Source organism: Acinetobacter sp. KS-LM10, assembly GCF_036896575.1.
GTDB classification, from domain to species: domain Bacteria; phylum Pseudomonadota; class Gammaproteobacteria; order Pseudomonadales; family Moraxellaceae; genus Acinetobacter; species Acinetobacter avistercoris.
In genome coordinates this window covers 2647065-2660393 of sequence record NZ_CP145906.1, presented here as the reverse complement: position 1 = coordinate 2660393, position 13329 = coordinate 2647065, and the positions used below count along the sequence as shown (strand labels likewise).

Below are 13329 nucleotides of genomic sequence, written 5' to 3'. Positions count from 1 at the left end.
TTAGCATTAACATTATTAGGTGCGGGAAGTTTTAATTTAATACAGGGTGATTGTAATGATGCTTCTAAATTACTGAGTTATGAGGGAGTATGGGGGAGTTGGGATGATAAAATTCAAACTGATTTTTTATTAGAATTGAGAGGCAGTCAAACAAGCCAAAGATCAATATAGTCAAGCACAATGAGACTATGCATCAGGAAAAATCAGCAAGGAAGCTCTGGATGATACCAATGCCAATATCGCAATGGCGACAGCCAGTCTTGCCAATGTGCAGATTGGTGCTGCTGCAGCGGCAGCAACCGCAGCGGTAGCTGCGTCAACCAGTTATGGGACAGGTTTTACCCTTGGTGCAAATGGAGAACGTATTGAAACCACGACTACGACAAACACCACCCAAGGTAAATGGCAAGGTAGCAACATAGAGCTTAACAACCTCACGCTAAAATCAGAAGGCCAAGTTGTCAACATCAGAGGCAGTCGTCTCAATGTTTCTGGCACCACGACATTTGATGGGACCAAAGACGTCAATGTATTTGCAGGTCTAGAAAACAATAGATAAGATACCAGCAGTAAAACCAATAACCAAAGTGTGAGCTATACCTATGGTGGTGGTGGAAGTGCCTCAGTGGGTAAACAAACATCGAAATCACAGAGTGAAAGCTTAACGAATATAAACAGTACGGTTGATCTCAACAGAGTATCTGGATCTTTAAATACGTTAAATATTCAAGGTGGAGCGGTCAGTATTGCAGATCGTGGAGACCTAAAAGTTAATCAAATCCATGTTGAAAGCTTACAAGACACAGCCTCAGGCAACAGTAGCAGTAAAGGTGGTTCAGTTGGTGTAGGCATTGGTTCAGGTGGTGCCAATATCAGTGCAAGCTATAATCAAGGCAAAGGACAAAACGATAAAGCTTGGGTGAATGAAACCAGCAAATTACTTATCGGCAATGCTCAAAATGATGCAGACCTAGATGCAATGGGTGTGAAGAACATCACCAATATTGGAGGTGTGATCGCCAATACAAGCTAACAAGAAGATGGAACACTCAAAGACCATGGCAAACTGAATTATACAGGGGCACTTGAGCTTAAAGACATTCAAGATCATAGTACCGAAAGCAACCGAGGCTTCAATATATCGACTAGTGTGGGTACATCGATCAAAGGAGAGAATAAGGAAAGCTCACTACATCCAAGTGGTAGTACAACGGTTGGCTTACAAAGTACAGGGAATGAAAAAGAGCAGTTGACTAAAGCAACGATGGGTCAAGGTAGTGTAACCAACACGACAACGACCAGTAACCGCGATATCAACAATACTCAAGAAATCACCCGCGACCAAGTGACTGGGATGTTAGATGGTTCAGTGACAGTAGATCATCGATTACTCACAGAGAGTGGACGAGCTCAGATTATTCAAGAGCAAAAGGATAAATTAGAAAATTTAAAATCATTTGCATAAAAATATGATCTGCAAAAAATGAATTAAATATGAAATAACCCTTCAGCTATTATCAATTCAACACTTATAACTTATATTCTGACTTAAATGATATCGATACTCATTAAAAATATTATGATCAAACTTCTAAGTACAAAGCCTTTAAAAACAGAACTAAACAACGTATAGTGAAGGTTATAAGTTGAGCAGAATACTCAGCGTCCTATATTTCTAAATGCTCTATTTATTTAGAGTGGAGAGGAAATTTTGCTAAGACCTACTGGACTCATCATTGCATTTGCAACGTTGATACTGCAGTTAGCGGTTCATATTCAACCGATATTGCCGGAGAAATTTCATGTTGCTCCAGTGTGTATGTCTATTATGCATAATTTGCTTTCGTCAGAACATCATCAGCATGTCCATGAAAGTTATCAAGAGCTTGTTTATCATCTGAGCGATGATCGACATCATCAGGATCATAATCAGCATAACCATCAGTGTCAGTACTGCACCGTTTACGGTGACTTGGTTCTTCCATTTGATTTTGGTATCAAGGAAGTCTTAGAGCGGATTCAAGTTAAGCTTAGTTTTTACCGACATACGTATTGGCATGTTTATTACTCCCTCCAAAAACTTTATCTGCTACCGCAAGGTAGGGCACCTCCTGCTTCTTTTTAAATCTATTTAATCTCGGCAAGTTTCAGGCTTGTCATACGTTTAATGGTTTAAAGAGAAATCAAAATGACTATTCAATTCGTACTTGCGTGGGCAAGTGCACAGTATCAACTCAACTCTAAAAAAAATATGAAGATGCGTCGGCTTCGATATCGACCGTTTTGCAATGTATCTCTGTCTCAACATTTAGACCGAGCTCATCAGCGCCTAAAAACGTTTTTCATCAACTCACTCAATAAGAAGGTGGCGACATGGATTTAGGATTAACGGCCTTAGAACTGGCGCGAATTCAATTCGCTTTTACAGTCTCATTTCATATTATTTTTCCTGCTATTTCGATTGGTCTAGCCAGCTTTTTGGCAGTTTTAGAATGGCGATGGTTAAAAACCAATGATCCGATCTATCGAGACTTGTTTAAATTCTGGATCAAAATATTTGCGCTCTCTTTTGGTATGGGGGTCGTTTCAGGTGTGGTCATGAGTTACCAGTTTGGAACGAACTGGAGTGAGTTTTCACGAATTTCAGGAAGCATTACTGGTCCATTACTGGCTTATGAAGTTTTGAGTGCGTTTTTCTTGGAAGCAGGCTTTCTCGGAATTATGTTATTTGGATGGGGCAGAGTTGGACCCAAGACTCACTTCTTTGCGACGTTAATGGTGGCAATTGGGACCTGTATTTCAATGTTCTGGATTTTGTCATCCAACAGTTGGATGCAAACACCTCAAGGATTTAGCATCGAAAATGGTGTGATTATTCCCCAAGACTGGTTTGCAATTGTATTTAACCCATCTTTCCTCTACCGCTTAGTTCATATGGCGTTGGCCGCATTTTTGGTATCAGGTTTGCTGGTCGCGGCAACTGCTGCATGGCATTTACTTAAAGGTCGTCGTGATGCATTGGTCAAAAAATCATTTTCGATGGCAATGTGGATGATCTTGGCTTTGGCGCCATTACAGATTTTTGTTGGTGATTTACACGGTTTAAATACCTTAGAACATCAACCTGCGAAACTGGCTGCGATCGAAGGGCATTGGGAAACCAATAAAGATCATGGTATGCCGTTGTATTTATTTGGTATTCCAGATATGGAAGCAGAAGAAACCAAATATGCTGTCGGCATTCCAAATTTGGGTAGTCTGATTATGACGCATAGTTTGGACGGTGAGGTTAAAGGCTTAAAAGAGTTTGCTCCCGAAGATCGTCCAAATTCACTCGTGGTCTTTTGGAGTTTCCGGATCATGGTGGGAATGGGTGTGCTGATGCTGCTTTTGGCGGCTTTAGGCGCATGGTCACGGCTGTCAGGCAAATTTTATGAATCAAAATGGCTACACAAGTTTGCTCTTTGGATGGGCCCATCTGGTTTTATCGCGCTGCTTGCAGGTTGGTTTACCACTGAAGTTGGACGTCAACCTTGGATCATTTATGGGGTGATGCGTACCAAAGATGCATTGTCTCCAGTCTCAGCTGAACAAGTTGGATTCACTCTGATTGTGTTCGTGGTGGTGTACTGCATTGTCTTCGGAATCGGTATTTACTACATGCTTAAAATGATGGCCAAAGGTCCTGATTTTGTATACTCGAAGCCACATACTGAGCAGGAAGTAATACGAGCTTCTAAGCGCCCGATGAGTACGATTGATGATGAGCAAGACATCGAAAAGCCTTCGGTTGAATCTGATCAGGAGAATAAAAAATGATCGATTTATCATTGATTTGGATTGTGATTATTGCTCTAGGTGTACTGATTTACGTGATCTTAGACGGATTTGATTTAGGGATCGGTATTTTATTTCCTTTCATCAAAGACGGTCAGGAACGTGATGTGATGATGAACACCGTTGCACCTGTCTGGGATGGTAATGAAACGTGGATGGTCATGGGTGGAGCGGGATTGTTTGCAGCATTTCCATTGGTCTATTCAACCGTATTGTCTGCGCTTTATTTACCGATTATTTTGATGGTCATTGCCTTGATTTTCCGTGGTGTCGCATTTGAGTTTAGATTTAAAGCCAATCGTACCAAGCAATTATGGGACCAAGCTTTTATATGGGGATCTATTCTAGGTTCATTTTTTCAGGGCGTAATACTCGGCGCTTATATTCAAGGTATTCAAACCACCAATGGTGTTTATAGTGGAGGCGGCTTTGATTGGTTAACACCTTTTTCACTCTTTACTGGTGTCGGTGTGGTGGTGCTTTACGCGACTTTAGGTTGTGGTTGGTTAATTTTCAAAACCGAAAAGCAGTTACAAGACAAAATGTATGCCTTCATGCCTAAACTCATCATCAGCTTACTGTTTATCTTTGGCGCAGTGAGTATTTACACGCCATTGGTGCATGAAGAAATTGCGCTGCGTTGGTTCAGTCAACCGCAGATTTTCTATTTTAGTCCTGTGCCGATCTTGGTATTCTTGTTTATATTCCTTGCTTTAAGAGCATGTAAACGACGTCAGGAATTTGCACCATTCATCTATGTTTTGGCATTGGTCATTTTGGCTTATACCGGATTTCTAATCAGTGTTTGGCCTTATATTATTCCGCCATCGATTACTATTTGGCAGGCTGCTGCACCAGCTAGTAGTCAATTGTTTGCGCTTATTGGTGCGCTGATCCTTATTCCGATTATTTTGTTCTATACCGCACTGTCGTATTGGGTATTCCGTGACAAAGTTCGTATCGGAGATGATGGCTATCATTAAGAAAGACATTAAAGAAGACATTGAGGAGGACTGCAAATGAAATTGAATCAAGCAGGATGGTTTATTGTACTGTGGTTAGGTGGATTTTTAAGTCTATTGCTAGTTGCAGGATTATTTAGATTACTGATTCAGTGGGCGTATTAACGCTTCAATTGATCAAGCTTTTGGACCCATCACTTTTGTGATGGGTTTTTTATGGATGTGAATATTAGAGTTCTTTATATGTTTTTTAATAAGACATGTTACATAGGTCATTATTGTTCATAACTAATGAAGTATCAGTATTTCAATCTCTAAGCCTTAACTCCGAGGAAAAGAGATTTTTGCTCACTATTTTTAGTCGATAAATGATCTTTTTTAAATGAATCAAAGAGATCAATGATCAGTAATTTTTAAAATATTCGCCGTTTCTATTCATGGTCAGTTTATTTCTAAAAATTTATCTTTCTATAAATTAGATCTTTTTCATAAGTCGAAAAATGATCATTGAGTGGTCATAAATTTATACGTAAAAATCCCTTCTCACTTTTGGAGAAGGTTGGGATGAGGGAATACTTATGATGAATGTGTTGTATGAATAATTATTGTATAAATAATGACTTTTGAAAGAACTCTATTATTCTGTCTTGATTTATTGGTTTCTTTATTGAGAAAGAGCCATCATTTTTTTAATTTTCGCTTCATTTGCTTTTGATTATTTGGTTTATTGTTAACACAATGAAAATACTGAATTTGATTTGTTAGACTAAAAATGTAGACCTTTCATTTTTTTATCTTGAGTCATATTGTATGAAACTTTTACCTAAACTTCTCTCCCTCGCCGTGACTGGACTCATCGTTCAACAGGCCTCAGCCACAGACCTCGTGCTCTTAAATGGTAAAATTTTTACAGCGAATGGTCATAAAGAACAGGTTCAAGCACTTGCCGTTGAAAAGGGTAAAATTGAAGCCGTGGGTAGTGATCGTCAAATTAAAAAATTGATTGAAAAAGACACCAAAGTCATCGATCTAAAAGGACAGCGTGTTTTACCGGGTTTTATTGATGCACATAGCCATGGCGTCTTAGGCGGTGTTCAACTGGTTTCAGCCGATATTAAAGATGAAGTGCTTAGTGTTGATCAGCTTGAAGCTAAAATTAACGAATTTAAGAAAAATAAGACCATGGTGCGCAGTGGCGTTCTCAAAGTCATGGGTGTTAACGGGGCAACTTGGACTGAAACCAATGAACTGCACAAACGCTTTAATGCAGGTGAATGGAAAACTGCACCTTTAGCGTTAATGGCCAGCGATTATCATACTGGTTGGGCCAATGATGTTTTGTTGGAAAAAGCGGGCATTACCAAAGAAATGATCGCAGCTTTGCCAAAAGCTGAGCAAGGCGTATATGGTCGTTTTGAAGATGGTCGCCCGAATGGCTTCTTAGTCGATGCGGCATGGGATAAAGTGAATTCTATTTTGCCTGAATTTACCCAGCAGGAAATTATGGATGCCGCGGAGCAAGCATTAAAGTACAACCACAGCTTTGGTATCACTGCGTGGATGGATCCAACTGCAAATGCGACGCCAAGCGATTCAATTTTTTCGATGCATCCAACTGAAACAACAGTGGGGGTATTGCCGGGTTATAAAGGCTTAGCTGACCAAGGTAAGCTCAAAGCACATGTTGCAGGTCTATTGGTTGCTAACTCTAAAAGTACGCCTGCAGATTTAGTCGCGTTGGACAAAGTGCGTCAACAGTTCCAAGGCGTTGAGAACCTCACCATTCCAGGGATTAAAATTTTCGCTGATGGTATTTTACGTCACCCAATGCAAAGTGCTGCGGTGTTAAGCCCTTATAAAAATTCGGGTAAACGTGGCGAATTACTCTTTGATGAGCAAGACTTTGCTAAATTTGTGACCGCAGCTGATAAAGACGGTTGGATCGTGCATGTTCATGCGATTGGCGACCGTGCAGTACAGGAAACTTTAAACGCGGTTGAAGCTGCACGTAAAGCCAATAAAAACGATAAAATTCCGCATTCGATTACGCATATGCAGTTGGTCAGTGAAGCGGATATTCCACGTTTTAAAGAGCTGAATGTGATTGCAGATATGCAGTTGGCGTGGGCAGGTGCAGATGAATATCGAATTCCACCCGTTAAACCTTATATCGACCCTAAAGCGTTTGAGTTGATGTATCCAGCGAAATCTTTACAAAATGCCGGTGCTATTATCGCAAGCTCTAGTGACTGGCCTGATTCACCGCCAAACCCATGGTTAACGGTTCAAAAAGGTATCATGCGTGATGGTCCTTATGGCGTGTTAAATGCGAAAGAAAGCTTAACGCTTAAAGATATGTTGTATACCTATACCATTAATGCTGCCAAAGCGATTGGTCTTGATCAAAAGATCGGTTCTTTGCAAGTCGGTAAACAAGCTGACTTTATTGTGGTTGACCGTGATGTATTTAAAAGCCCTGTGAATGAGTTGAATCAAACTCAGGTGTTAAAAACGTATTTTAATGGTGAGTTGGTATATAGCAAGTAATTGGCTTAACCGATTTTAAGAAGACGAGTTTAATCATTAAAGCAGATTGCGATTGGAAAATGGCAATCTGCTTTTTTAATGAAAATGACTCTTGATGCTTTGAATGGATGAGCTGGATTAGATGTAGTTGAGTATTCGATCTCTTTCATAACTCAAACAACGGTTACCTTTTTAATAATTATATGTATCCTTCATTTTGCGAAATTAAAAGAAGAAAATGTTGCTGAGGTTTGGCTTGAATTAATCGAAAGTTAATAAAAAGGCGCTTAGAGCGCCTTTTTTATCTCGTAGATTTTAAATAAATAATGAAAGAATAAATAACGCTTAAAAGTATATTCCCAAAGGAAAAATGAAAAGAAGAGGCTAATTGGAATGAAAATAAAAAAACTTTTGGTTGTTCTAGCAAGGAATATTAAAGGAATAGTGATGACTATAATCAAAACAAGTAAAGAGATGTGATACTTCAATTGCCATACACGACCATGCTCTATTTCATAATCTAAAGTGAATTGATCTCTATTAATAATCTTTTTATTTAGAGTATCAGTGAATTCAGGTTGTTTGAAAACCCTATTCCATTTTTTCTTGATTAAATAATAATCTAAAAAGCAGTAGATGAGAAAAACAAAAGTAATTAGCTGACTAAAATGGAAGAGTGGATATAAGCAAATCATTAATGTAATCGAGGTATTGAAAATTAAACTCTTAATATAAATTACATGGCTTTCAGTCGTTGCACAAACGAGTGTACTTGGAAGTGCAATCACAATCGATATGATCAGAATAGATAAGTTTTCAGCGATGAGATAGTAAAGACTGAATAGAGCACTCATTACAATGATAAGAATCCAAGATTTATATAGCATTGAGTTTTGTTTTACTTTTTGATTTATTATAATATTCATAATTACATTCCAAGAAAAAACCCTCCGAAGAGGGTTTTAATAGTAGAAAGCTTACCAGCTTAACGCACCACCAGTTTGATAATCCGTCACACGCGTCTCAAAGAAGTTCTTCTCTTTACGCAAGTCCATCATCTCAGACATCCACTGAAATGGATTGTTTACACCCGCAAATTGCTCAGGTAAACCTAACTGAGACAAACGACGGTTTGCGATGAATTTCAAATACTCTTCCATCATCGCTGCATTCATACCCAATACACCGCGTGGCATCGTGTCGCGTGCATATTCGATTTCAAGCATTGTACCTTCAAGAATCATTTGAATGATTTCTTCTTGGAATTCAGCAGTCCACAGTGCAGGGTTCTCAATCTTGATTTGGTTGATCATATCGATACCAAAGTTCAAGTGCATAGACTCATCACGTAAGATGTATTGGAATTGCTCAGCAACACCATTCATCTTGTTACGACGACCCATAGACAAGATTTGAGAGAAACCACAGTAGAAGAAGATCCCTTCAAGTACACAATAGAACGCGATCAAGTTGCGAAGCAAAATTTGGTCGTTTTCAGGTGTGCCTGTATGGAAATTAGGATCACATAAAGACTGAGTATATTTCAGACCCCATGCTGCTTTACGTGCGACCGATGGTACTTCACGGTACATATTGAAGACTTCGCCTTCATCCATGCCCAAAGACTCGATACAGTACTGGTAAGCATGTGTATGAATCGCTTCTTCAAATGCTTGACGTAAAATATATTGACGGCATTCAGGGTTGGTAATGTGACGGTAAATCGCCAATACCAAGTTGTTTGCAACCAAAGAGTCTGCTGTAGAGAAGAAACCCAATGAACGCATTACGATGGTACGTTCGTCTTCAGTTAAGCCATTTTCAGACTTCCAAAGCGCGATATCGTGGTTCATGTTTACTTCTTGCGGCATCCAATGGTTTGCACACCCGTCAAGATACTTCTGCCAAGCCCATTCGTATTTGAAAGGAACCAATTGGTTCAAGTCCGCACGACAGTTAATCATGGCTTTGTCGTCAACTTGGACACGCTGTGCACCCATTTCTAGTTCTTCTAGACCCGGTGCAACATCTAAGGTTTCTAAGGCGTTAGATGCTCTTGCCAGCGGATCGGTTGAATCTGTTGCTCGACTTGAACGGGTTCGAGCGGGTTGTGCAGTTGCCACACGCGTCGGTTCGTTGCTTGCATCAGATACCATCTGCGAATCAGTCGCTTTTTGCGGTTCGACGGGCGCAGACTTGTGTTCAGGTGTAGCCGGTTTTTGCGAATCATCTTCGAAATCGTCCCAACTTAGGATAGACATATCAATTCTCTCTTCGTTGCTTATATCTGTTTTTACGACATCTCACAAGCGAGGATGTCCTTACTATACGCTTAATTTGTGTAAGCAAAATTAAGTTTTGCTGATCACAGCGCTAAACATGTTGAATAGGGCAGAGACCTACACTACTTATTTTGCTTACGCTTTTGTTTTCGAATGGCTAAAAACGCATAGACCATCGGGGTGTAAAAGAAAATAAAGCAAAAGACCAGAACAGCGAGTCCTAACGAATAGTTATGGGTCATATGTTGCATGGTCTTTTCCTTGTATTTATAAATTATAGAGTCCAGATGAATCAGGAAACTACATTACAAGTTTTAGGTCTTTATTTGACTTTACGAACTTGCTTGATTGTCGTTTTTGGATGAGATAAAGCATATGCTTTAGTAACAAACCGACCGTCAATAGCACTTTTATAAAATTCGCGCTTATTAGACATCATCTATACTCCTTTGGTAAAGAAAATGACTCATACTGGCTCGCGAAACAATTCAGTGATACAATTCAATCCGCATTGTTATATGCCAGCCTCGTCGTGACCATTTTGGTATCACTTCGAGATTGAAAGCCTTCTAGTTAGTTTTGGTCGACGCTAGAGGGCTTTTTTATGTCTAAATTTTGAATCTCCCTAAATCCCTCTTTAAGAAAGAGGGACTTTCATCACCACTCAAAACTGGTGTGATCCCCCTCCTTGTAGGAGGGGTTAGGGGAGGTTATTTATAGATTACTGACACGCTTCACAATCAGGATTGTCAATTGAACATGCCAATGGCACTGGTGCAGCTTGTGCAAAATCGTCTTCAGTCATGTCAGTTTTCGCTTCAACTACAGGTGCTGCTACAGCAACAGGTGCAGATGTTACAGAACTGTTTTTAACTGCGTTCAATGCGCCAGTATTAATGGTCGATTTCTCAGCAGAAGTTGCACCCAATGCACGAAGGTAATACGTCGTTTTAAGACCACGTAACCACGCCATTTTATAAGTCATGTCGAGTTTCTTACCATTTGCACCAGAGATGTAAAGGTTAAGAGACTGTGCTTGATCGATCCATTTTTGACGACGAGAAGCAGCATCTACAATCCAACGAGGCTCAACTTCGAATGCCGTTGCAAAAATTGCTTTTAATTCTTCAGGAATACGCGCAATTTTTTGTACAGAACCTTCAAAGTGTTTCAGATCGTTCACCATCACTGAGTCCCAAAGACCGCGATCTTTTAACGCACGTACAAGGTACGGGTTAATCACTGTGAACTCACCAGAAAGGTTAGATTTCACATACAGGTTTTGGAAAGTCGGTTCGATGGACTGAGAAACGCCACAAATATTTGAAATCGTTGCAGTTGGAGCAATCGCCATCACGTTTGAGTTACGCATACCATCTTTTTGAACTTTGGCACGTAAAGTATCCCAATCCAAACGTTGTGTACGATCAACTTCAAACATACGATCTGGACGTGATTTCGCAACGATATCTAAAGAGTCAATTGGAAGAATCCCTTGATCCCACAATGAACCTTTAAATGTCTCGTAAGGACCACGTTCAACAGCCAAATCACTTGATGTTGAAATTGCGTAGTAGCTGATTACTTCCATTGATTCATCTGCAAACTCAACAGCAGCGTCAGAACCATAGGCAAGATTCATTTCATATAAAGCATCTTGGAAGCCCATGATACCCATACCCACTGGACGATGCTTCATGTTTGAAGTACGTGCTTGTGGAACAGCGTAGTAGTTGATATCGATCACGTTGTCGAGCATACGAACTGCAGTTTTTACAGTGCGAGCAAGTTTTTCACGGTCAAGAACACCGCCTTGAACGTGTTGTACAAGGTTAATCGAACCTAGGTTACATACTGCGATTTCATCTTTATTGGTATTTAACGTAATTTCAGTACATAAGTTTGATGAATGCACGACACCCACGTGTTGCTGTGGTGAACGTAAGTTACAAACGTCTTTGAACGTGATCCAAGGATGACCTGTTTCAAACAACATAGACAACATTTTGCGCCACAAATCTTTCGCACGAATTACTTTGTGCAACATATTTGTTTCTTTCGCAATGCCTTCATAATAAGCATAACGTTCAGCGAATTCTTGACCCATTAAATCATGTAGATCTGGCGTTTCAGAAGGCGTGAATAATGTCCACTCACCATCTTCGAATACACGTTGCATGAATAGATCTGGAACCCAGTTCGCTGTATTCATGTCATGCGTACGACGACGGTCATCACCTGTGTTTTTACGAAGCTCTAGGAATTCTTCAATGTCCAAGTGCCAAGTTTCAAGGTATGCACATACTGCACCTTTACGCTTACCACCTTGGTTGACTGCAACAGCAGTGTCATTGGCAACTTTAAGGAAAGGAACAACACCTTGTGATTTACCATTGGTCCCTTTGATATAAGAGTTCAATGCACGAACAGGTGTCCAGTCATTACCTAGACCGCCAGCCCATTTAGACAACATTGCGTTATCACGCATCGCGCCATAAATGTCATACAGGTCATCATCAATCGTGGTTAAGTAGCAGCTCGACAACTGAGGACGTAAAGTTCCTGAGTTAAATAACGTCGGAGTAGACGCCATGTAATCGAAGCTTGATAATAAATTGTAGAATTCAATTGCACGATCTTCACGGTTTTCTTCATTCAGGGTAAGACCCATCGAAACACGCATGTAGAACAATTGTGGTAATTCGAAACGAACACCATCCGAATGGATGAAGTAACGGTCAAATAAAGTTTGAAGACCTAGGTAGGTAAACTGGTTTGAGCGTTCAGGTTTGATCGCTGCTGCCAATTTAGCCAAATCAAAGTTAAGCAATTCTGGTGAAAGAAGATCTAACTCAATCCCTTTTTTCAAGAAAGTTTCGAGCGCATCACCTTCGATGGTGTCAGTCGACAAGCCCAAGAACTCAAGACCTGTAGCAACCAAGTTATCGCGAAGTAAACGCGCAGTCACGTAGGTATAGTTTGGTTCTTGCTCAATACGGGTACGCGTCGCCATCATCATTGTGGTTGAGATGTCAGTTGCTTTTACGCCGTTATAAAGGTTCTTAACGGTTTCGTCGATAATCGCTTGAACGTCGATACCTTCCAAGCCTTCACTTGCTTTAGAAATCGTTGCTTCAAGACGGCTTAAATCGAGCGGTTGTAACTGACCGTCAGTGCCAGTGATTTGTAGCGTAGGGTGGTGGTGTGCACCCAATTGTTTACGCGCATCTGAACGTTGTTCACGATAGATGACATAAGCACGAGCGACTTTTTGTTCGCCAGTACGCATAAGTGCCAACTCAACTTGGTCTTGAATTTCTTCAATGTGAATTGTGCCACCAGACGGTAAACGACGGCTGAACGTGTTCATCACCATCTCAGTCAGCTGAGTGATACGGTCATGAATACGACTCGAATCTGCACTTGGCTGTCCTTCAACAGCTAAAAATGCTTTACCAATTGCTACAGAGATTTTTTCTGCATCAAAAGAGGCAACGTCACCAGTGCGTTTAATCACTTGAAGTTGACCAGGGGTTGTATTAGCGCTCATTGTCAGCGTAGCTCCATTGTCATCATTATTATGTTTATAGACCACTTGAATCGGACAAAATCTAAAGATTCCTTCATCACGACATTTTGGGGGATAAACACAAGACTTAGTGGTTTAATTAAGATTAAGACACAAGATACGGTAAATTTGATATTAGATCAATATTGACTTT

At 40.2% G+C, this 13329-nt stretch carries 8 protein-coding genes and 1 pseudogene; 6 read left to right on the top strand and 3 right to left on the bottom strand.

Annotated features, from left to right (window positions below):
• Positions 1 to 139 precede the first annotated feature (139 nt).
• The 6 genes and pseudogenes from V5M36_RS16100 to V5M36_RS12010 all read left to right on the top strand — a co-directional run.
• Positions 140 to 1462, top strand: a pseudogene (locus V5M36_RS16100) (hemagglutinin repeat-containing protein); the annotation flags it as partial.
• 249 nt (positions 1463 to 1711) lie between these two features.
• Entirely contained in the window at positions 1712 to 2125 is a 414-nt protein-coding gene (locus V5M36_RS12030) for a DUF2946 domain-containing protein (RefSeq protein ID WP_338559342.1), read from the top strand.
• Between the two features lie 248 nt (positions 2126 to 2373).
• Entirely contained in the window at positions 2374 to 3819 is a 1446-nt protein-coding gene (locus V5M36_RS12025; RefSeq protein WP_338559340.1) for a cytochrome ubiquinol oxidase subunit I, read from the top strand.
• Positions 3816 to 4820, top strand: a complete 1005-nt coding sequence (gene cydB, locus V5M36_RS12020; protein WP_338559338.1) for a cytochrome d ubiquinol oxidase subunit II — start codon at positions 3816 to 3818, stop codon at positions 4818 to 4820. The genes V5M36_RS12025 and cydB overlap by 4 nt, the downstream gene beginning before the upstream one ends.
• A gap of 36 nt (positions 4821 to 4856) precedes the next feature.
• Positions 4857 to 4964, top strand: a complete 108-nt coding sequence (locus V5M36_RS12015) for a DUF2474 domain-containing protein (RefSeq protein WP_338559336.1) — start codon at positions 4857 to 4859, stop codon at positions 4962 to 4964.
• 645 nt (positions 4965 to 5609) lie between these two features.
• On the top strand, positions 5610 to 7346 hold the full coding sequence (locus tag V5M36_RS12010; protein ID WP_338559334.1) for an amidohydrolase: 1737 nt from the start codon (positions 5610 to 5612) through the stop codon (positions 7344 to 7346).
• Positions 7347 to 8302: 956 nt separating this feature from the next.
• On the opposite strand, the gene V5M36_RS12005 is transcribed toward V5M36_RS12010, so the two are convergent.
• From V5M36_RS12005 to V5M36_RS11995, 3 genes are all read right to left on the bottom strand, one after another.
• On the bottom strand, positions 8303 to 9586 hold the full coding sequence (locus V5M36_RS12005; RefSeq protein ID WP_338559332.1) for a ribonucleotide-diphosphate reductase subunit beta: 1284 nt from the start codon (positions 9584 to 9586) through the stop codon (positions 8303 to 8305).
• 143 nt (positions 9587 to 9729) lie between these two features.
• Positions 9730 to 9858 (bottom strand): preprotein translocase subunit YajC, encoded by a 129-nt coding sequence (locus tag V5M36_RS12000; RefSeq protein ID WP_338559331.1) that lies wholly within the window; start codon positions 9856 to 9858, stop codon positions 9730 to 9732.
• A gap of 470 nt (positions 9859 to 10328) precedes the next feature.
• Positions 10329 to 13157, bottom strand: coding sequence for a ribonucleoside-diphosphate reductase subunit alpha (locus V5M36_RS11995; protein ID WP_338559329.1), 2829 nt, complete (start codon positions 13155 to 13157; stop codon positions 10329 to 10331).
• Positions 13158 to 13329 lie beyond the last annotated feature (172 nt).

Bases quoted from the DNA above. Each gene is read 5' to 3' on its own strand.
- V5M36_RS12025 (WP_338559340.1), top strand. From the start codon at position 2,374: ATGGATTTAGGATTAACGGCCTTAGAACTGGCGCGAATTCAATTCGCT.
- cydB (WP_338559338.1), top strand. From the start codon at position 3,816: ATGATCGATTTATCATTGATTTGGATTGTGATTATTGCTCTAGGTGTA.
- V5M36_RS12015 (WP_338559336.1), top strand. From the start codon at position 4,857: ATGAAATTGAATCAAGCAGGATGGTTTATTGTACTGTGGTTAGGTGGA.
- V5M36_RS12010 (WP_338559334.1), top strand. From the start codon at position 5,610: ATGAAACTTTTACCTAAACTTCTCTCCCTCGCCGTGACTGGACTCATC.
- V5M36_RS12005 (WP_338559332.1), bottom strand. From the start codon at position 9,586: ATGTCTATCCTAAGTTGGGACGATTTCGAAGATGATTCGCAAAAACCG.
- V5M36_RS12000 (WP_338559331.1), bottom strand. From the start codon at position 9,858: ATGCAACATATGACCCATAACTATTCGTTAGGACTCGCTGTTCTGGTC.
- V5M36_RS11995 (WP_338559329.1), bottom strand. From the start codon at position 13,157: ATGAGCGCTAATACAACCCCTGGTCAACTTCAAGTGATTAAACGCACT.